Below are 19,221 nucleotides of genomic sequence, written 5' to 3' on the forward strand. Positions count from 1 at the left end.
CTCTTCAGAAAGATTGACACGCATGCCGGAAGACAACCGCGACAAGGTTGGAAGGCCCTCGCCCGACGCGCTGCTAGAGAAAGCGCGCCAGGAGACACGTGGCCGTCTGAAGATCTTCCTGGGCGCCGCGCCCGGCGTCGGCAAGACCTACGAGATGCTGGAATCGGGCCGTGCCAAGATGTCCGATGGCGTTGACGTGGTGATCGGCATTGTCGAGACCCACGGGCGCAAGGAAACGCAAGCGCTCGTCAATGGCTTTGAAGTCATTCCGCGCGTCAAGATCGACTACAAGGGCCGCCCGCTTGAGGAGATGGATATCGACGCTATCCTCGCCCGCCAACCGCGCCTCGTCCTCGTCGACGAACTTGCCCATACGAACGCCGAGGGCAGCCGCCATCCGAAGCGCTATCTCGACGTGAAGGAGCTGCTTGACCGCGGCATAGACGTCTATTCGACACTGAACATCCAGCACGTCGAGAGCCTGAACGACGTCGTCTCGCAGATTACCCGCATCCGAGTGCGAGAGACCGTCCCGGATTCGATCATCGATATGGCCGATGACGTCGAGATCATCGACCTGACGCCGGATGATCTGATCAAGCGGCTGCACGACGGAAAGGTCTATGTTCCGAAGACTGCCGAACGGGCTCTGACCAATTATTTCACGCCCGGAAACCTGACTGCGCTGCGCGAACTGGCATTGCGCAAGACCGCGCAGCGTGTCGACGACCAACTCCTGACCCACATGCAGGCGCATGCCATCGCTGGTCCCTGGGCCGCAGGTGAGAGGGTCCTTGTATCGGTTGATCAGCATCCACGCTCGGCCTCGCTGGTACGCTATGCCTCGCGAATGGCCTCGCGACTGCGGGCACCGTGGGCGGCCGTCTATGTCGAGACCGGTCGTTCCATCAATCTGACTGAAACCGACCGTGACACAATTGCGGCCACACTTCGATTGGCCGAACAGCTCGGCGGTGAGGCGATCACCATTCCCGGCCGTGAGGTCTCCGAAGAGCTGGTCCGCCACGCCGCAGCCAACAACGTTACCCACATCGTCATCGGCGCCCCCAACAAGCCGACGTGGCGTGACTGGCTTCACCGCTCCATAGCCGACGATCTGATCCGGACGTCAGGCAATATCAGCGTCCATGTGATTTCCGGCAGCGAGACGGTGGGAACATCCGCGCGCGGCGTCGGAGCCGCACCGTCCGTGCCCGACTTCAACATCCAGCCCTATCTCTCCGCGACAGCCTATGTGGTTGTCGCGCTCATCGCCGGCGTGGTGCTCGATCAGGTTCTTGATGTCCGCAACCTTGCCCTCGTGTTCTTGATGGCGGTGCTAACCTCGGCGGTCATCCACGGGCTGCGCCCAGCGCTCTATACCTGCATCATCAGCGCGCTGTCCTTTAACTTCTTCTTCCTGCCGCCCCGCTACACGCTGACGATCAGCGATCCGGAGAGCGTGCTTGCGTTGTTCTTCTTCCTGGGCGTCGCTGTCATCGCCAGCAACCTGACGGCAACGGTCCAACGCCAGGCGGCTGCTGCCCGGCAGCGTGCCAGGACGACGGAAGACCTCTACCTCTTTTCCAAGAAATTGGCCGGCACCGGCACGCTCGACGACGTTCTCTGGGCCACCGCATTCCAGCTGGCATCGATGCTCAAGGTCCGCGTTGTCCTTCTACTGCCGGAAGAAGGCACCATCGCCGTCAAGGCCGGTTATCCGCCGGATGACACACTCGACGAGGCAGACATTGCCGCCGCCCGTTGGGCCTGGGAGCACAATCACGCCGCAGGCCGTGGCGCCGATACCCTGCCCGGTGCCAAGAGGCTCTATGTACCGCTGCGAACCGGTCGTGCCGCCGTCGGTGTCATCGGCCTGGACAATGACCGACGCGACGGCCCTCTGCTGACCCCCGAGCAGCAACGCCTTCTCGACGCATTGGCCGATCAGGCGGCGCTTGCGATAGAGCGCATTCAACTCGTGGCGGACGTTGACCGCGCCAAGCTGGCTGCCGAGGCCGATCGTCTGCGCTCTGCGCTCCTGACCTCGATCTCGCACGACCTGAAGACGCCGCTCGCGGCCATCCTTGGCGCTGCGGGCACTCTGCGCGATTACCGCGATTCCATGTCGGTTGAAGATCGTCTGGATCTGTTGTCGACCGTCGTCGACGAGTCGGAACGGCTCAACCGCTTTATTGCCAACCTGCTTGACATGACGAAGATCGAGTCCGGTGCAATGGAGCCGAACTATGCGCTTCACTACCCGGGTGACATTGCCGGAAGCGCGTTGCGCCGCGCCGAGAAAATTCTCGCGCACCACAAGACCGTCATAACGATTCCTGCAGATCTGCCGATGATCCGCGTCGATCCGGTATTGTTTGAACAGGTGCTGTTCAATTTGCTCGACAATGCGGCCAAGTATGCGCCGCAGGGGTCGTCGATCCGTATCGATGGGCGGGCGGACGAATACAATGTTGTGATTGAGGTTTCAGACGAGGGTCCGGGCATTCCGCCGGCGGACTTGGACCGCGTCTTCGATACATTCTATCGGGTAAGCAAAGGGGACCAGGTTCGCGCGGGAACGGGCCTTGGCCTGTCCATCTGTCGCGGCTTTGTCGAGGCGATGGGCGGCACGATCACGGCCCGAAACCGCTCCGATGGTTCGGGTGCTGTCTTCACCATCCGTCTTCCAAAACCAAACGAGATTCCGAAATTGGATGAGCTAAAATGACCGGTTCAGCCGTAAAAATCCTCGTCGTGGACGACGAGCCTCCAATCCGCAAGCTGCTTCGCGTTGGCCTCACCGCACAAGGCTACGAGGTGCACGAAGCGCCAAACGGCGTGGCGGCGCTGCAGGCAGCGAAGGATGATCCACCGGATCTGATCGTGCTCGACCTTGGCCTGCCGGACAAGTCGGGCCATGAACTCCTTCAGGAATGGAGAGGCGCGGGCCTTGCCTTGCCGATCGTGATCCTTTCCAGCCGGACCGATGAAACCGGCATCGTCAAGGCGCTCGAAGCGGGAGCGGATGACTATCTGACGAAGCCATTCGGCATGAACGAGCTCGGAGCCCGGCTGCGTGTCGCCTTGCGTCATCGCTTGCAGCAGCAGGGTGAGCGGGCGATCTTTCAGGCTGGTGGCCTGTCGATTGACCTCGTCAAGCGCATCGTCAAGATCGACGGCAGGGAAATCAAGCTCTCGCCGAAGGAATACGACATTCTGCGGGTCCTCGCCCAGCACGCAGGAAAGGTCCTCACCCACCAGTTTCTGTTGAAGCAGATCTGGGGGCCCGCTGCCGACGTACAATACCTGCGTGTCTACGTGCGACAGCTGCGCCAAAAGATGGAGCAGAGCCCGGACCAGCCCCAATACATCACGACTGAAACCGGCGTCGGATACAGGCTGAAAGAAGCGGATCCGCCAGCAGCCTGAATCGGCCTATCGGTAAGCGCGCTCCGACAGTGCGCGCATGCCCAATCCGACCATCACTTCATGAGCGATGCGGCGGCGCATCGGATTGTGCAACCGGATCGCCGTCGAACCGAGGAAATCCGTCTCTATGTGATCGAACGCCTTCAGCTCCTGTGAAGTCATGATCGAATGCGAGTAGAATGCGTGGAAAGCGTTGCGGCAGACATAGGTCTTGTATTTCGTCAGGCAGAAAACCGAGAAGCGGCCGGCCTCTTCACGCAGGAAATCGGTCACCCCGACCGTGACCTCCGGCCAGGCGGGATTGAAGGTATCGTCGAAGACGATGATCCCATGCTCCGCAAGCGACCCGGCAGCAAGACGACTGTCGGCCGCGACGTGGTGCAGCATGTGGCCGCCGTCGATACTGAAAAGGCGGACCTTGCCGGCCCTTTCAATGATGTCCTCCGGCCTGAGCAGCGTGCTGTCGCTCTTGACGACGCGCTCTGCATCCACGGAAAGGCCCAGTTGGCGGCCACCCGCCACGAAACGGTCATATTGCGTCGCGCCGTGCTCGGGTTTCAGGATATCGAAGGGATCGATCGCCACGATCTTCTCGGCCTCTCCGCAGATCTTTCGCATCAGGAAGTAGGATCGGCCGTAGTAAACGCCGATCTCGGCCAAGCCACCTTGCAAGGATGCTGATTGCTGTGCCCGCAGAACGGCAACAAATACCAGCGCGTCAGGCGGATCAATGTATCCTTCAATCGCCTGAAGATCATGGAAGATGAATTTTCTTATCGATGAATTCATTGAACTGTGCTTCCAGATTCATCAACAGAGGCACCGAAGAAGACAATTTCTTGCAGAAATCACGAAGAGAAGTCAATTCTATTTAAAATCATGCGAAAGCAGTATTTATAGATACGCTTGGTTGCAGGAATGATCAAAAGGGGTCTGCTGTTCTATTTAAAAATATTGTCGTGTCGAGCATTGCCGAACAGTAGATCGCGCCTGAAAAGCTTTGCGCGATCAATTTGCTAATGCCATCGTCGACAAAACGAGGCCAGCGTCCCTCCCCCGTTCGTTTCTTTCTTTTTCTTGCCATCGACCTGCCTTAAGTCTTCTCTTCATCCGAAACGAGAATTGAAGGTGGTGCATGGCAGGTGAAACGGTTCTGGTCGTTGGCGGCGCTGGGTATATTGGCTCGCACACGTGTCTCGATCTTGCGAACAAGGGCTTCAAACCGGTCGTTTTCGACAATTTCTCAAACGGTCACCGCGAGTTCGTAAAGTGGGGACCCGCGGAAGAAGGGGATATCAGGGATCGGGCGCGCCTTGACGAGGTCCTGGCAACGCACAAGCCAGCCGCCATCTTGCACTTTGCCGCGCTCATCGAAGTCGGCGAATCGGTCAAAGATCCGGTTGCCTTCTACGAGAACAACGTCATCGGCACACTGACGCTCCTGGCCGCTGCCCAGGCGGCTGGCGTCAAGGCATTCGTCTTCTCGTCGACCTGCGCGACCTATGGCTTGCCGCAGAGCGTGCCGCTCGACGAGACGCATCGTCAGGTGCCGATCAATCCGTACGGCCGCACGAAGTACATCGTCGAGCAGGCGCTTGCCGACTACGACAAGTACACGGGCTTCCGATCGGTCGTGCTTCGCTATTTCAACGCTGCCGGGGCCGATTTCGAAGGCAGGATCGGCGAGTGGCACCAGCCGGAAACGCACGCCATACCGTTGGCGATCGACGCCGCCCTTGGCCGCCGCGAAGGCTTCAAGGTGTTCGGAACCGACTACGAGACGCGCGACGGCACCTGCGTCCGCGATTACATCCACGTCCTCGACCTCGCCGATGCCCATGTCCGCGCCGTCGAGCATCTGTTGCGCGGCGGCGAGTCGGTTGCTCTCAACCTCGGCACCGGCACCGGGACGACCGTGAAGGAGTTACTCGGCACCATCGAGCGCGTCTCCGAGCGTCCGTTTCCTGTGGAATATGCCGGCCGCCGAGAAGGCGACTCGCACACGCTGGTTGCCAACAACGACAAGGCGCGGGAGATTCTCGGTTGGACGCCGCAGTATGATTTGTCTCAGATCATCCGATCGGCGTGGAACTGGCACGCAAAATCAAACCAACACTAAAATGCAACCATGACCGGTCGACCGAACATTCTCCTGATCACCGCGGACCAGTGGCGTGGTGATTGTCTGTCAGCGACCGGGCATGCCTGCGTCAGGACGCCGAACATAGATGCGCTGGCGGCGGTAGGCGTATTGTTTGCACGCCACTACGCCGGCGCCGCTCCATGTTCGCCGGCACGAGCCACGCTCTACACCGGTCTCTATCAGATGAACCACCGGGTTTGCCGGAACGGCTCACCCCTCGATGCCCGATTTGACAATCTGGCGTTGGCGGCGCGGCGGGCGGGCTATGATCCGACGCTGTTCGGTTACACCGACACCGCACCCGACCCCCGCGGCCTGGATCAAAACGACCCGCATCTGACGACCTATGAGGGATTGTTGCCCGGTTTCACGGCCCGGCAACTCCTTCCCGAACATGAAAAGCAATGGCTCTCCTGGTTGCGCTCGCGGGGGCACGCTGAAGCGCATACCCGCGACATCCACATTCCTGTTGGCGCGCGGCGCGGCGAGATCTCGAACGCGGCAACAGCCTATTCGAAGGACGAGACGCAGACGGCGTTTCTCGCAGGAGAGTTTATCCGCTGGCTGGGCGAGCAAGATGCGCCTTGGTTCGCGCATGTTTCGTTCCTGCGTCCCCATCCGCCATTTTCGGCCCCGCCTCCATACAACGACCTGTTCAGCCCGGAGGACGGTCCGCATTTCGCCCGGGCGAAAAACCATGAAATAGAACAGAGCGCACATCCTTACCTGTCCTATGCCATGCCGAGGGCAAGGAAGGGTAACTTCATCTACGGCGCAGCCGGTCGCGTCAACGACTGGGAAGACAGCGACTTCGGCGCGATCCGCGCCATCTATTATGGCATGATTGCCGAGGTCGACGCGCAGCTCGGGCGTGTTTGGAGCGCATTGAAGGAAGCCAGGGCCTGGGATAACACGCTGATCATCTTCACCTCCGACCACGCCGAGATGGCGGGCGATCACTGGACGCTCGGCAAGGGCGGCTTCTTCGACGGCAGCTATCATATCCCGCTTGTCATCCGCGACCCGCAGGCCGCCACGCGGGGCAGCGTTGTCGAGCGGTTTACGTCCGCGGCAGACATCTTCCCGACATTGTGCGACCGCCTGAATATCGAGCCGGAGAATGGTGTGGACGGACAATCGCTCCTGCCGCTCATGCGGCGCGAGCCGGGAAATTGGCGCGAAGCAGCCTTCTGGGAATTTGACTTCCGCGATATCGCCACGCAGGAGCCGGAAACTCATTTCGGATTGCGGTCGAACGAATGCAATCTTGCCGTCATCAGGGATGAGCGCTTCAAATACGTGCATTTCACAGCACTGCCACCGCTCCTTTTCGATCTGCAGGCTGATCCGATGGAATTGAACAATCTCGCGTCAGACGAAGCCTATCTGCCGGTGCGGCTTTCCTATGCCGAGAAACTTCTCTCGCTGCGTGCCCGCCATCTGGATCAGACGCTAGCCTTCACCGAACTTACCGAGAAAGGGCCGGTCAAGCACCGGCCCTGAGCTTCGTCACGCGAAGCGACCGAGATAGTCCATCTTGCCGACCGGAACGCCCTGGTTGCGCAGGATCGCGTGAGCCGTCGCAATATGGAAGAAGAAGTTCGGCAGCGCGAAGGTCATGACATACTCGTCGCCGCGGAACGTGATCTTGTTGCCTCCTGGAGACAGAGTGATCTCACGCGTTTCCGTTCCCTCGAGTGCAGCCGGCACAACGGCCGCAAGGTAGGCTTCTGTCTTGGTAACACGCGCACGCAACTCGGCGATCGTCGCTTCGTTATCCTCGAATTTCGGAGCCTCGCTGGCGGTCAGTCGCGCAATCGCCAACTTGGCGCTGTCGGTCGCGCGCTGATACTGGCCTGCAAACGGCAGCATGTCCGAAGATAGCCGCGCCGCAACGAGATCCGCGCCATCGATGCCTTTTTCTTTGGCGAAGGCCTCGGCTTTGTCGAGATAGGTCTTCAACGTCTCAAGGCCACGTTGGAAGACGGGAACGGTTGATCGATACATCGAGATCGGCATCAGTTTCTCCTTGGAAGGGCAGCGAAACTGCTGCCGCTGGCGCGGCCAATATAGTCATCGACATCGCGCTTTTCAGTGCCTGGCAGCTATCTTGGCGAGATTTTCGCCAAGCGCCGGCGGCCTCATCCTTCAATTGGACTTGACGCCTCCCATAGAAAATGGAATGAATATTCCGTGATACAAATTTCACGGTTCGTTTGTTCCGTTTCTTGACGGATGGCCAACGGGAGATGGCACGCAGCGAACAAGATACTGGCTTACGGGCATGGCCCGAAGCTCCGGCGTGAGGAGGGTGCAGCCGGACACCGCTTTGTGGAGGAAAACAAAATGAAGAAATTTATCATGGGTACTGCCATGGCGCTCGTCCTGTCGACGGCCGCTCACGCTGAAACCGTTGGCGTCTCGATGGCGCTGTTTGACGACAACTTCCTGACCGTCCTGCGAAACGGGATGCAGGACTATTCCAAGACCCTGAAGGGCGTGACGCTGCAGGTTGAAGACGCCCAGAACGACGTCGCGAAGCAGCAGAGCCAGATCCAGAACTTCATCGCATCCAAGGTTGACGCGATCATCGTCAATCCGGTCGACACCGACGCTACCGCCGCCATGTCGAAAATCGCGGCTGATGCCGGCATTCCGCTCGTTTACGTCAACCGCGAACCGGTCAACGTCGACAGCCTTCCGGATAAACAGGCCTTCGTCGCTTCGAACGAGCAGGAATCCGGTACGCTTGAAGCCAAGGAAGTTTGCCGCCTGTTGGGAGGCAAGGGTAAGGCCGTTGTCATGATGGGCGAACTCTCCAACCAGGCTGCACGCATGCGCACCAAGGACGTCCATGACGTCATTGCGACGGACGAATGCAAGGGCATCCAGATCATCGAAGAGCAGACGGCCAACTGGTCCCGTACTCAGGGGTCCGACCTTCTGACCAACTGGCTCTCCAGCGGTCTCGAGTTCGATGCCGTCATTTCGAACAACGACGAAATGGCGATCGGCGCCATTCAGGCCCTCAAGGCGGCCGGCAAGGACCTCAGCAAGATCGTGATCGGCGGCGTTGACGCAACGCAGGACGCACTCGCCGCGATGCAGGCCGGTGATCTCGATGTGACGGTCTTCCAGGATGCCGCAGGGCAGGGCAAGGGCGCGCTTGATGCGGCCCTGAAGCTCGCGAAGGGCGAAAAGATAGAGAAGAAGGTTTACATTCCTTTCCAGCTCGTCACGCCTGAGAACGTCAAGGACTTCGTCGCGAAGAACTAACGTTCGGAGAAATCGGGATGCGGGACAGGGTTCCGCATTCCTTCCCTCAGTCCGTGTCCGGGAGGAGATGAGATGGTTGTCAGCCCGTCTACAATGGCCGCAGTGCGCCAGAGCGGCGCTGTTCCGAATGCGGAATACCTGTTGAGCGCCGAAGGTGTCCGGAAGGAGTTCCCGGGCGTTGTCGCACTTGATGATGTTCAGTTCCGGCTGAGGCGCGGCACCGTGCATGCCTTGATGGGCGAAAACGGCGCCGGCAAGTCGACACTGATGAAAATCCTCGCCGGCATCTATATTCCTGACAAGGGCGAAGTACGCCTCAAGGGCGTTGAGATCCAGCTCAAATCGCCGCTCGACGCCTTGGAAAATGGCATTGCGATGATTCATCAGGAGCTGAACCTGATGCCCTATATGACCGTCGCCGAGAACATCTGGATCCGTCGCGAGCCAACGAACAAGTTTGGCTTTGTCGACCACGCAGCCATGTTCCGCCAGACCGACGAGCTGTTTCGCCGGCTGAACATCGACATCGACCCGGAGATCCAAGTCCGCGAACTTTCCGTCGCCAGCCGGCAGATGGTCGAGATCGCCAAGGCTGTCTCCTATAATTCCGACGTCCTGATCATGGACGAACCAACGTCGGCGCTGACCGAGCGCGAGGTCGAACACCTCTTTCGGATCATTCGCGACCTCAGATCTCAGGGAATCGGCATCGTCTACATCACACACAAGATGAACGAGCTGTTCGAGATTGCCGACGAGTTCTCGGTGTTCCGCGATGGCCGCTATATCGGCACTCATGCATCAACAGATGTCACCCGCGATGACATCATCCGCATGATGGTCGGCCGCGAGATCACCCAGATGTTCCCGAAAGAGGACGTGCCGATCGGCGACGTCGTCCTCTCGGTCAAGAACCTGTCGCTCAACGACGTCTTCCGTGACGTTTCCTTTGACGTGCGATCGGGCGAAATCCTCGGCGTGGCCGGCCTTGTCGGCTCAGGCCGATCAAACGTCGCCGAGACCTTGTTCGGCGTGACGCCCGCAACATCGGGCACGATCGAACTCTTCGGCAAGAAGACGGCGATCGCCTCGCCGACCGTCGCAATCCGGAACCACATGGCGTTCCTGACTGAGGATCGCAAAGACACGGGCTGTCTGCTGATCCTCAGCGTTCTCGAGAACATGCAGATCGCCGTTCTCCAGGACAGGTTCGTCAAGGGGGGCTTTGTGCAGGAAAGCTCGATCGAGGCGACCTGCGAGGACATGGCCAAGAAACTCCGAGTGAAGACGCCCAACCTCGATGAGCGCGTGGAAAACCTGTCCGGCGGCAATCAGCAGAAGGTTCTGATCGGTCGCTGGCTGCTGACGAATCCGAAAATCCTCATTCTCGACGAGCCGACCCGTGGCATCGACGTCGGCGCGAAGGCTGAAATCCATCGCCTGGTGACAGAGATGGCGAAAAACGGAGTGGCGGTGCTCATGATCTCGTCGGAAATGCCCGAAGTGCTGGGCATGAGCGACCGCATCATGGTGATGCACGAGGGTCGGGTGACCGGTTTTCTCAATCGCGACGAAGCAACGCAGATCAAGGTGATGGAGCTTGCCGCGCAGTAACGCGGCCTCCGGCAACCGAAGGGAGGATATCATGAATACCAACGCAGCTGAGGTAGCAGCCCCGCTTGCAACGCGCGCGCGCAGGCGGCGTGTCCCGCCCGAGCTCAGCATTTTCCTTGTCCTGGTCGGCATTGCACTTGTCTATGAAATTCTCGGCTGGATCTTCATCGGCCAGAGCTTTCTGTTCAATTCGCAGCGCCTGACGATCATGATCCTTCAGGTCTCCGTCATCGGCATCATCTCGGTGGGTGTGACGCAGGTCATCATTACCGGCGGCATCGACCTCTCATCCGGCTCCGTCGTCGGCATGACGGCGATGATTGCGGCAAGCTTCGCGCAGGCATCGACCTGGCCACGGGCGCTCTATCCTTCGCTGACCGACCTGCCATTCTTCATCCCGATCGGCGTCGGCCTCCTCATCGGCCTTGCGGCCGGCTTTATCAACGGGCAGCTGATTGCAAAGACCAAGATCCCGCCATTCATCGCCACGCTCGGCATGATGGTTTCGGCACGCGGCATTTCGAAGTGGTACACCAAGGGCCAGCCGGTCTCGGGACTCACCGAGCAGTTCAATTTCATCGGCACCGGCATTTGGCCCGTCATCGTCTTTCTGGTCGTGGCGCTAATCTTCCACATTGCGCTTCGCTATACGCGCTACGGCAAGTTCACCTATGCGATCGGTGCCAACGTCCAGGCTGCGCGCGTTTCCGGTATCAATATCGAAGCTCACCTGATCAAGGTTTACGCCATTGCCGGTCTCCTTGCGGGCCTTGCGGGCGTCGTTACGGCAGCCCGCGCCCAGACTGCGCAAGCTGGCATGGGCGTCATGTACGAACTGGACGCCATTGCCGCGGCTGTCATCGGCGGTACGTCTCTGACCGGCGGCGTCGGCCGCATCACCGGCACGGTTATCGGTACGATCATTCTTGGCGTGATGACCTCTGGCTTCACCTTCTTAAGAGTCGACGCCTACTACCAGGAGATCGTCAAAGGCCTGATCATTGTGGCCGCCGTCGTGATCGACGTCTACCGCCAAAAGAAACGCGCCAAGCACTGATAGAAAACCCTTCGGAACGGGAGCCTCGGCTCCCGTTTCTCGTTTCTGCTAACTATTGCTGCGGAACAGCAAAATTTCTGAAAAAAGAGGTGGCGTATTCTGCCAGCTTTTCTATTCTGCGCTCTTCGTATCGCCCGCCCGGGCACACAGGAACGCAGATGCAATTCGTATTCGACGGCCATAACGACGTCCTCCTTCGGCTTTGGACACATGAAAGGGATGGCGGCGATCCAGTCGCTGAATTTTCAAACGGAACAGATTTGGGCCACATAGATGGCCCGCGCGCCAAAGCTGGCGGACTGGCCGGTGGCCTCTGCGCAATCTACGTGCCCTCCGGCGATCTCGTTTTTGCCGATCCCGACAAGAACGGCCACTACGTCACGCCGCTCGCTGCGCCCCTCGAGCCGCTGTCCTCGCTGAACATCGCCGCGGAAATGGCCGCCATCGCGCTTCGCCTGGACCGCGCCGGCGCCTGGCGCCTTTGCCGCACGGTAAAGGATATCCGCAAGGCCATGGCTGACGGGCTCTTCGCGGCCGTGATGCACATGGAAGGCTGCGAGGCCATCGGACCTGACCTGGCGGCGCTCGAAGTATTTTATGCCGCCGGCCTGCGCTCGTTGGGACCGGTATGGAGCCGCCACAATATCTTCGGACACGGCGTGCCCTTCGCCTTCCCTATGTCCCCGGACACCGCGCCCGGTCTTACCGAGGCAGGCTTTGCCCTCGTGCGCGAATGCAACCGCCTAGGCATCCTGATCGATCTGGCGCACATCACCGAGAAGGGCTTCTGGGACGTCGCCAAGACGACCGATCAGCCGCTTGTTGCCAGCCATTCCAACGCTCACGCGTTGACGCCAGTCGCCCGCAACCTCACCGACAAGCAGCTCGACGCCATCAGGGAAAGCCGCGGTCTCGTCGGCGTGAACTATGCGACCGCGATGCTGCGCAGCGACGGTCGCTCCGATGGCGATACGCCGCTGATCGATATGGTTCGCCACATCGACTACCTCGTGGAGCGCGTCGGCATCGACTGTGTGGCGCTCGGTTCGGACTTTGACGGCGCAACGATCCCCGAAGAAATAGGGGACGCCGCAGGGAACCAGAAGCTGATTGCCGCCCTCCAGCGCGTTGGCTATGGTGCGCGAGATCTCGAAAAATTGGCCAGCGGGAACTGGCTGAGGATTCTGGCTTCGGCGTGGGGAGAAGAAAACGCCTGAGCCCGCCTAAAGCTTTGCATTGAAATGGAAAACAGGGGAACCAAAAACCATGATAGTCAGCAAATTCAACCGCACATTCCGTCAACTTTCGGCAGGCGCTGCGCTGTCGATCATGATGGCAGCTGCACCTGCCGCTTTCGCGGAAACGCCGAAGGACACGCTGGTTGAAGGCTTTGCCTTCGACGACATCATCACCATGGATCCGGGCGAGGCGTTCGAACTGTCGACGGCCGAAGTCACGAGCAACACGTACAGCTTGCTCGTCCGTCTTGACATGAACGACACTTCCAAGGTCAAGGGCGACCTCGCCGACAGCTGGACGGTATCGGATGATGGCCTGACCTACACCTTCAAGCTCAAGCCCGGTCTGAAGTTTGCCTCCGGTAACCCGATCACTGCTGACGACGTCGCATGGTCCTTCGAACGCGCCGTGAAGCTCGACAAGAGCCCCGCCTTCATCATCACCCAGTTCGGCATCAATGGCGACAACGTCACCGAAAAGGCGAAGGCGACGGATGAAAACACCTTCGTCTTTACCGTCGACAAGCCCTATGCGCCGAGCTTCGTGCTGAACTGCCTGACGGCAACCGTTGCCTCTGTTGTCGACAAGAAGCTCGTTATGGATCACGTCAAGTCCGTGACGCCGAGCGCCGATTACAAGTATGACAACGACTTCGGCAACGAATGGCTGAAGACCGGTTACGCGGGCTCGGGCGTTTTCAAGCTGCGCGAGTGGCGCGCCAATGAAGTTGTCGTGATGGAGCGCAATGACAACTACTACGGCGACAAGGCGAAGCTCAATCGCGTGATCTATCGCTTCATGAAGGAAAGCTCGGCGCAGCGCCTGGCGCTGGAAGCCGGCGATATCGACACCGCCCGCAACCTGGAGCCCGGCGATCTCGATGCAGTCGCCAAGAACGCCGATCTGACGACCGTCAGCGCCCCGAAGGGTACGGTCTATTACGTCAGCCTGAACTCCAAGAACGAAAACCTGAAGAAGCCGGAAGTCCAGGAAGCCTTCAAGTACCTCGTCGACTATGACGCGATTGGTTCGACGCTGATCAAGGGCATCGGCGAAATCCACCAGACCTTCCTGCCGAAAGGCCAGCTCGGTGCGCTGGATGAGAAACCGTATAAGCTCGATGTGGCCAAGGCCAAGGAACTGCTGGCGAAGGCTGGCCTGAAGGACGGCTTCTCGGTGACGATGGACGTTCGCAATACGCAGCCGGTAACGGGTATTGCCGAATCCATGCAGCAGTCGCTCGCCCAGGCTGGCGTCAAGATGGAAATCATCCCCGGCGACGGCAAGCAGACCCTGACGAAGTTCCGCGCGCGTACACACGACATGTACATTGGCCAGTGGGGCTCGGACTATTTCGATCCGAACTCGAATGCCGATACCTTCACCACGAACCCGGACAACTCGGACGCCGGTACCGTCAAGACGCTCGCATGGCGCAACACCTGGGAAGCGCCCGAACTCGACAAGGAAACGAAGGCTGCACTGCTGGAACGTGACGGCGCGAAGCGCGCGGCCATGTACGAGGACATCCAGAAGAAGTTCCTCGCCAACAGCCCCTTCGTGATCATCTTCCAGCAGATCGAAGTGGCAGGCGCCCGCAAGAGCCTCAAGGACTTCAAACTCGGCCCGAGCTTCGACACCAACTATGTCGGCCCGGTCGGCAAGGAATGATCCGGCAGGATTGATCCGTTGAGCATCGTTGAAACAAAGATGGAGGCACGGCCCAAACGGGGCCGTGCTGTTCCCATTGCCAAGGCGGTCGGGCGATTTCTTGTCGCCGCCGTCACGACTTATCTTGGCCTTCTGGCCGTAACCTTTTTCATCGGCCGCGTCGTACCGATCGATCCCGTCCTTGCCATTCTCGGTGATCGTGCGCCTACGCATGTCGTCGAGCGCGTCCGTCGCGAGCTCGGTTTCGACCTGCCGCTCTACCAGCAGTTCTTTATTTATCTGAAGAGCATCCTGTCGGGTGACTTCGGGACCTCCGTCCTGACCACCAATCCCGTCATGGTCGACATTAAGCGCGTGTTTCCAGCAACGATCGAGCTCGCGACACTCGGGACCATCATCGGCTCGGTCATCGGCGTGCCGCTCGGCGTGCTGGCTGCCGTTCGGCGCGGCAGCGTCGCCGACCAGGTTGTCCGCGTCATAGGTCTGATCGGTTATTCCGTTCCGATCTTCTGGCTTGCGCTGATCTCGCTCGTGATCTTCTACGCGCAATTGCGATGGGTGGCCTTCCCGGGCCGCATCGATATCGTATTCGAGTACAGTTTTACGCCGGTAACTGGCTTCTATCTGATCGACAGCGCCATGCAGGGGCAGTGGGACGTCTTCTACGATGTCTTCCGCCACATCATTCTGCCGGCCTCGCTGCTCGGCTACTTTTCGCTTGCCTATATCAGCCGCATGACGCGCAGCTTCATGCTCAATGAGCTCAGCCAGGAATATGTGGTTGCCGCACGCGCCAAGGGGTTGTCGGAGACCCGAGTGATCTGGGGCCATGCACTGCGCAACGCCGCCGTGCCGCTCGTCACCGTCATCGCGCTTTCCTACGCCGGTCTGCTCGAGGGTTCGGTACTGACAGAGACGGTTTTCTCTTGGCCGGGCATCGGGCTCTACATCACGAATTCCCTTCAGAACGCCGACATGAACGCTGTTCTCGGTGGCACCATCGTCATCGGCACGGTTTTCATCGGCATCAACCTTTTGTCCGATCTTCTTTATCGGACGCTCGACCCTAGGACCCGAAGCCGATGACGGTTCCCGCAAATCAATCAGCGCCGATGAGCCGCCGCGAGTGGCTGCTTTCCGATCGGCCGCAGTCGCGCAGACAGGCGCGATTGGGCCGAGCCTACGTGACCTGGCGCCAGTTCACCGCAAATCGCCTGGCCGTCGTCGGTTTGCTGATCATCATCGCCCTCCTGTTCGTGGCTGCGTTTGCGAACGTGCTGGCAACCCATTCGCCTATCGTTGGCGACCTGAAGAATGCGCGTCTTCTGCCGCCCGGCTCTGAGGGCTACTGGCTTGGCACAGACGACCAGGGCCGTGATATCTATTCGCGCCTTGTCTATGGCGCCCGCTTGACGTTGCTGGTCGTCGTTCTCGTTGCTGCCATCTCGGCGCCGATCGGTCTGATCGTCGGTACGGTGTCGGGCTACGCTGGCGGCTGGGTCGACGCCACGCTGATGCGCATCACCGATATCTTCCTGGCTTTCCCCAAGCTGGTTCTGGCCCTCGCCTTCGTTGCGGCGCTCGGACCTGGTATCCAGAACGCGATCATCGCGATTGCGATTACATCTTGGCCGCCCTACGCTCGCATTGCACGCGCGGAAACGCTGACCGTTCGTCGCTCTGACTACATCTCCGCGGTCAAGCTGATGGGCGCATCGCCTCTGCGGATTGTGGTCCGGCATGTGATGCCGCTTTGTCTCTCCTCGCTCATCGTGCGCGTGACGCTCGATATGGCTGGCATCATCCTGACAGCCGCCGGTCTCGGTTTCCTCGGTCTCGGCGCGCAGCCCCCGCTTCCGGAATGGGGCGCAATGATCGCGTCTGGCCGGCGTTTCATCCTGGACCAGTGGTGGGTGGCAGCCATGCCGGGCTTTGCGATTCTCATCGTCAGCCTCGGCTTCAATCTTCTCGGCGACGGCCTGCGCGATGCGCTCGACCCCAAGGAGAGCGGCCAATGACCGATCTCCTCACCGTTCAAAACCTCAAGGTCAGCTATCCCACACGCACGGGCGTGATCGAAGCCGTTCGCGGCGTCTCGTTCACCCTTGGCAAGGAACGCCTCGGCATCGTCGGCGAATCTGGTTCCGGCAAGTCCCAGACGGGGCGCGCCATTATGGGCCTGACGCCGAAGCACGGCATCGTGTCGGCCGACAAGCTGGATTTCAACGGCATCGATCTTCTCGCCACATCCGCCAAGCAACGTCGGCAACTGCGCGGCAAGCGCATCGCGATGGTCCTGCAGGATCCGAAATATTCACTCGATCCCGTCATGTCGATTGGCCGGCAGATCTGCGAAACGCTGAGGACGCACGAGAAAGTCGGCAAGGCGGAGGCGCGCGACCGCGCTCTCGCGATGTTGGAGGCAGTGCAGATCCGCGATCCGAAGCGAGTGTTCGACCTCTATCCGCACGAGGTCTCGGGCGGCATGGGTCAGCGCGCCATGATCGCCATGATGCTGATCGCCGATCCGGAACTGTTGATTGCCGACGAACCGACCTCCGCACTGGATGTCACGGTTCAGCTCGACGTCCTCAGGATTATGGACCGGCTTGTGTCGGAGCGCGGCATGGGGCTGATCTTCGTGTCTCACGATCTGCGTCTTGTGTCGTCCTTCTGCGACCGAGTCATTGTTATGTATGCCGGCAAGGTCGTCGAGGAACTCAAGGCATCCGATCTCAAGAATGCGCGCCACCCGTACACGCAGGGCCTGTTGAACTGCATGCCCCAAATCGGAGAAAGCAGGCATCCCCTGCCGGTTCTGGATCGCAAGCCGGAGTGGGCCGCATGAGCATTGCACTTTCTGTCGACAAGCTGAGCGTGATCTATGATCACTTCCACGCCCTGAAGGACGTCAGCGTCGATATCGAGACCGGCGAGTCATTCGGCCTGGTCGGCGAATCCGGATCCGGAAAATCGACGCTGCTCCGTGCCGTTGCCGGCTTGGCGCCGGTAGCAAGCGGTTCCATCAAGATCCATGGCGATCCGCTCGTCGGCACGAAGCGATCGAAGCCCTTTTACAGGCAGGTGCAGATGGTCTTCCAGGATCCATACGGATCCCTGCACCCGCGCCAGACCATCGATCGCCTCCTGCTCGAGCCGCTGGCAATCCACGGCATCAGCGACAGCGACACGCGGATCGCGCGCGCCCTCGACGAGGTCGGACTTGGAAACGGCTTCCGCTTCCGCTACCCGCACCAGCTTTCCGGCGGTCAGCGCCAACGCGTTGCGATCGCCCGTGCGTTGATTGTCGAGCCCTCCATCCTCTTGCTTGACGAGCCGACCTCGGCGCTTGACGCTTCCGTGCAAGCCGAGGTTCTGAACCTCCTCGAACAAGTGCGGCGTGATCGCAATCTGACCTTCGTTATGGTCAGCCATGATCTCGGCGTCGTCACCCATATGTGCGATCGCCTTGCTGTGATGCGAAATGGGACCGTCGTCGAGCGCCTGACCTCGGCCCAGCTGGCGCAGGCGGCCGTGACCGAGGACTACACGCGAAATTTGATGGTTGCCAGCAAGGGCTTCGTCAAAGCCTGAAAGGCAATCCTTTCAACGAATTGATTTTGCTGAGGCTCGCCGGGCCTCAGCGTTAACAATTAGCTAAAACACGACCATTCAACTAGACTATTGACACTCGCCTTACTTCTGTCATGATCCGGTTAACGCCCGTTAATTTTCGTGATCATGGAGATCAGGCATGTTTTTTCTCGGCGGCATGACCATGGGATACCTGCACCCCCCGGCCAAGACCGATAGAGAAGCTGCAACCACGACATCCATTCCCGCGGAGAAGGATCGGCGGCTTTTGGAAACACAGGCGGCAACGGTCAAGCCGCACCAGGGTGCAATAGAGGACCGTTCCTTGCTTTGGGCGTGGCGAACCCTCGTCTGATCACCGGAGGCAGATTTTTTATCGCGCACTGGCAGGACAGAATTTTATCTCTACTTATCAGATAGAGAAAATACGAAAATACGATCTACAAAAAAGAAAAGCGGAGAAAACGGAGGCAGCACATGGCAGATCTGGGTATCTCGCACGCTCATGTAAATCAGTATCGTCCCGCGCAGACCGCGCGACCGGTCACGAGGCGCGGCAAGATTCAGCTTGTTGTTCACGCTACGCTTGTTACGGCGGCATTTGTCTTCGTTGCTGCTCTCGTCTTTGGCATCTTAGGATAAGGCAAGAGCGCTGCGGCTGCTGCGCTGAAGATGCCGCTTCGGGAACCATCCGTTCCCCCGTTCATTCCCTTAGCACACTCGATGTGAGAAGGAGAATGACGATGAAAGGCATTTTACTCTGGTTGATCGGCATCCCAATCCCTGTGATTATTCTGCTCTATCTCTTCCATGCCTTTTAGAGCGGCGTTCTTTTCCCAGATTTTTGTGAAGGCGCGTCCATCTCGGCGCGCCTTTTTCGTTGACGGATCCAGCGGGCCTGAAGTTCCGACGGAACCAATAAGGCGACCTGCCGTTATTTGAGCAGCAAAAACAAAGGAGATCGCCATGCTTTACTATGCACTCGTATTTCTCGTAGTGGCGCTCATTGCCGGCGTATTGGGCTTCGGCGGTATTGCAGGTGCATCCGCATCCATCGCCCAGGTTCTTTTCTTCCTGTTCCTGATCCTTTTCGTTGTCTCGCTGATCATGCGCCTCGTGCGTCGCACCTGAGGACGAATAATATAGGAGTTGAAAGCCGGCGCTCTTGAGCGCCGGTTTTTTCGTCGGCACGCGA

At 59.4% G+C, this 19,221-nt stretch carries 18 protein-coding genes; 15 read left to right on the forward strand and 3 right to left on the reverse strand.

Translation table 11 applies throughout. The features are described from left to right. The first annotated feature begins 22 nt into the window (after positions 1-22). Both AF71_RS14990 and AF71_RS14995 read left to right on the forward strand, forming a co-directional pair. Positions 23-2,731, forward strand: a complete 2,709-nt coding sequence (locus AF71_RS14990) for a sensor histidine kinase KdpD (protein ID WP_169681905.1) — start codon at positions 23-25, stop codon at positions 2,729-2,731. Further along, a complete protein-coding gene (locus AF71_RS14995; RefSeq protein WP_025657979.1) occupies positions 2,728-3,432 on the forward strand; it encodes a response regulator transcription factor in 705 nt (234 codons plus the stop codon). The genes AF71_RS14990 and AF71_RS14995 overlap by 4 nt, the downstream gene beginning before the upstream one ends. A gap of 6 nt (positions 3,433-3,438) precedes the next feature. Here AF71_RS14995 and AF71_RS15000 read toward each other — a convergent pair whose 3' ends face one another. Further along, positions 3,439-4,221, reverse strand: a complete 783-nt coding sequence (locus AF71_RS15000; RefSeq protein WP_169681907.1) for a class I SAM-dependent methyltransferase — start codon at positions 4,219-4,221, stop codon at positions 3,439-3,441. A 346-nt stretch (positions 4,222-4,567) separates the two neighbouring features. Between AF71_RS15000 and galE the strand changes: the two genes are divergently transcribed. Beyond that, on the forward strand, positions 4,568-5,551 hold the full coding sequence (gene galE / locus AF71_RS15005) for a UDP-glucose 4-epimerase GalE (protein WP_062373811.1): 984 nt from the start codon (positions 4,568-4,570) through the stop codon (positions 5,549-5,551). Positions 5,552-5,560: 9 nt separating this feature from the next. Then, positions 5,561-7,078, forward strand: coding sequence for an alkaline phosphatase family protein (locus AF71_RS15010; RefSeq protein ID WP_025657976.1), 1,518 nt, complete (start codon positions 5,561-5,563; stop codon positions 7,076-7,078). A gap of 6 nt (positions 7,079-7,084) precedes the next feature. On the opposite strand, the gene AF71_RS15015 is transcribed toward AF71_RS15010, so the two are convergent. Continuing rightward, positions 7,085-7,594 (reverse strand): DUF1993 domain-containing protein, encoded by a 510-nt coding sequence (locus AF71_RS15015; RefSeq protein WP_025657975.1) that lies wholly within the window; start codon positions 7,592-7,594, stop codon positions 7,085-7,087. 327 nt (positions 7,595-7,921) lie between these two features. On the opposite strand from AF71_RS15015, the gene AF71_RS15020 reads away from it, so the two are divergent. The 10 genes from AF71_RS15020 (at position 7,922) to AF71_RS15065 (ending at position 18,381) form a co-directional block, all read left to right on the forward strand. After that, a complete protein-coding gene (locus AF71_RS15020; protein WP_025657974.1) occupies positions 7,922-8,851 on the forward strand; it encodes a sugar ABC transporter substrate-binding protein in 930 nt (309 codons plus the stop codon). Positions 8,852-8,923: 72 nt separating this feature from the next. After that, on the forward strand, positions 8,924-10,465 hold the full coding sequence (locus AF71_RS15025; RefSeq protein ID WP_025657973.1) for a sugar ABC transporter ATP-binding protein: 1,542 nt from the start codon (positions 8,924-8,926) through the stop codon (positions 10,463-10,465). 31 nt (positions 10,466-10,496) lie between these two features. Further along, positions 10,497-11,522 carry an ABC transporter permease gene (locus AF71_RS15030; protein ID WP_018858914.1) on the forward strand — a complete coding sequence of 342 codons (1,026 nt, stop codon included), beginning with the start codon at positions 10,497-10,499 and terminating at the stop codon, positions 11,520-11,522. Positions 11,523-11,680: 158 nt separating this feature from the next. After that, positions 11,681-12,739, forward strand: a complete 1,059-nt coding sequence (locus tag AF71_RS15035) for a dipeptidase (RefSeq protein ID WP_018858915.1) — start codon at positions 11,681-11,683, stop codon at positions 12,737-12,739. 49 nt (positions 12,740-12,788) lie between these two features. After that, the gene (locus AF71_RS15040; protein ID WP_169681908.1) at positions 12,789-14,432 is read left to right on the forward strand and encodes an ABC transporter substrate-binding protein; all 1,644 of its coding nucleotides are present in this window, start codon (positions 12,789-12,791) and stop codon (positions 14,430-14,432) included. 18 nt (positions 14,433-14,450) lie between these two features. After that, complete coding sequence (locus AF71_RS15045) at positions 14,451-15,518, forward strand: ABC transporter permease (protein ID WP_026372011.1); 1,068 nt, start codon at positions 14,451-14,453, stop codon at positions 15,516-15,518. After that, entirely contained in the window at positions 15,515-16,450 is a 936-nt protein-coding gene (locus AF71_RS15050; RefSeq protein WP_018858917.1) for an ABC transporter permease, read from the forward strand. The genes AF71_RS15045 and AF71_RS15050 overlap by 4 nt, the downstream gene beginning before the upstream one ends. Next, positions 16,447-17,280: an ABC transporter ATP-binding protein gene (locus tag AF71_RS15055; protein WP_018858918.1), complete on the forward strand. Its 834-nt coding sequence runs from the start codon at positions 16,447-16,449 to the stop codon at positions 17,278-17,280. The genes AF71_RS15050 and AF71_RS15055 overlap by 4 nt, the downstream gene beginning before the upstream one ends. After that, on the forward strand, positions 17,277-18,026 hold the full coding sequence (locus AF71_RS15060; RefSeq protein WP_018858919.1) for an ABC transporter ATP-binding protein: 750 nt from the start codon (positions 17,277-17,279) through the stop codon (positions 18,024-18,026). Before AF71_RS15055 ends, AF71_RS15060 begins: the two co-directional genes overlap by 4 nt. A gap of 160 nt (positions 18,027-18,186) precedes the next feature. Further along, positions 18,187-18,381, forward strand: coding sequence for a hypothetical protein (locus AF71_RS15065; RefSeq protein WP_018858920.1), 195 nt, complete (start codon positions 18,187-18,189; stop codon positions 18,379-18,381). 400 nt (positions 18,382-18,781) lie between these two features. On the opposite strand, the gene AF71_RS15070 is transcribed toward AF71_RS15065, so the two are convergent. Next, positions 18,782-18,994 carry a hypothetical protein gene (locus tag AF71_RS15070; protein ID WP_162763371.1) on the reverse strand — a complete coding sequence of 71 codons (213 nt, stop codon included), beginning with the start codon at positions 18,992-18,994 and terminating at the stop codon, positions 18,782-18,784. Here AF71_RS15070 and AF71_RS15075 point away from each other — a divergent pair. Then, positions 18,993-19,157 carry a DUF1328 domain-containing protein gene (locus tag AF71_RS15075; RefSeq protein ID WP_018858923.1) on the forward strand — a complete coding sequence of 55 codons (165 nt, stop codon included), beginning with the start codon at positions 18,993-18,995 and terminating at the stop codon, positions 19,155-19,157. The genes AF71_RS15070 and AF71_RS15075 overlap by 2 nt on opposite strands. Positions 19,158-19,221 lie beyond the last annotated feature (64 nt).

Origin of the sequence: Rhizobium sp. 57MFTsu3.2 (genome assembly GCF_012932765.1) — a bacterium.
GTDB lineage: Bacteria > Pseudomonadota > Alphaproteobacteria > Rhizobiales > Rhizobiaceae > Rhizobium > Rhizobium altiplani.

Coding starts and splice junctions, on each gene's coding strand:
- AF71_RS14990 (WP_169681905.1), top strand. CDS start 23: ATGCCGGAAGACAACCGCGACAAGGTTGGAAGGCCCTCGCCCGACGCG.
- AF71_RS14995 (WP_025657979.1), top strand. CDS start 2,728: ATGACCGGTTCAGCCGTAAAAATCCTCGTCGTGGACGACGAGCCTCCA.
- AF71_RS15000 (WP_169681907.1), bottom strand. CDS start 4,221: ATGAATTCATCGATAAGAAAATTCATCTTCCATGATCTTCAGGCGATT.
- galE (WP_062373811.1), top strand. CDS start 4,568: ATGGCAGGTGAAACGGTTCTGGTCGTTGGCGGCGCTGGGTATATTGGC.
- AF71_RS15010 (WP_025657976.1), top strand. CDS start 5,561: ATGACCGGTCGACCGAACATTCTCCTGATCACCGCGGACCAGTGGCGT.
- AF71_RS15015 (WP_025657975.1), bottom strand. CDS start 7,594: ATGCCGATCTCGATGTATCGATCAACCGTTCCCGTCTTCCAACGTGGC.
- AF71_RS15020 (WP_025657974.1), top strand. CDS start 7,922: ATGAAGAAATTTATCATGGGTACTGCCATGGCGCTCGTCCTGTCGACG.
- AF71_RS15025 (WP_025657973.1), top strand. CDS start 8,924: ATGGTTGTCAGCCCGTCTACAATGGCCGCAGTGCGCCAGAGCGGCGCT.
- AF71_RS15030 (WP_018858914.1), top strand. CDS start 10,497: ATGAATACCAACGCAGCTGAGGTAGCAGCCCCGCTTGCAACGCGCGCG.
- AF71_RS15035 (WP_018858915.1), top strand. CDS start 11,681: ATGCAATTCGTATTCGACGGCCATAACGACGTCCTCCTTCGGCTTTGG.
- AF71_RS15040 (WP_169681908.1), top strand. CDS start 12,789: ATGATAGTCAGCAAATTCAACCGCACATTCCGTCAACTTTCGGCAGGC.
- AF71_RS15050 (WP_018858917.1), top strand. CDS start 15,515: ATGACGGTTCCCGCAAATCAATCAGCGCCGATGAGCCGCCGCGAGTGG.
- AF71_RS15055 (WP_018858918.1), top strand. CDS start 16,447: ATGACCGATCTCCTCACCGTTCAAAACCTCAAGGTCAGCTATCCCACA.
- AF71_RS15060 (WP_018858919.1), top strand. CDS start 17,277: ATGAGCATTGCACTTTCTGTCGACAAGCTGAGCGTGATCTATGATCAC.
- AF71_RS15065 (WP_018858920.1), top strand. CDS start 18,187: ATGTTTTTTCTCGGCGGCATGACCATGGGATACCTGCACCCCCCGGCC.
- AF71_RS15075 (WP_018858923.1), top strand. CDS start 18,993: ATGCTTTACTATGCACTCGTATTTCTCGTAGTGGCGCTCATTGCCGGC.
- AF71_RS15070 (WP_162763371.1), bottom strand. CDS start 18,994: ATGGCGATCTCCTTTGTTTTTGCTGCTCAAATAACGGCAGGTCGCCTT.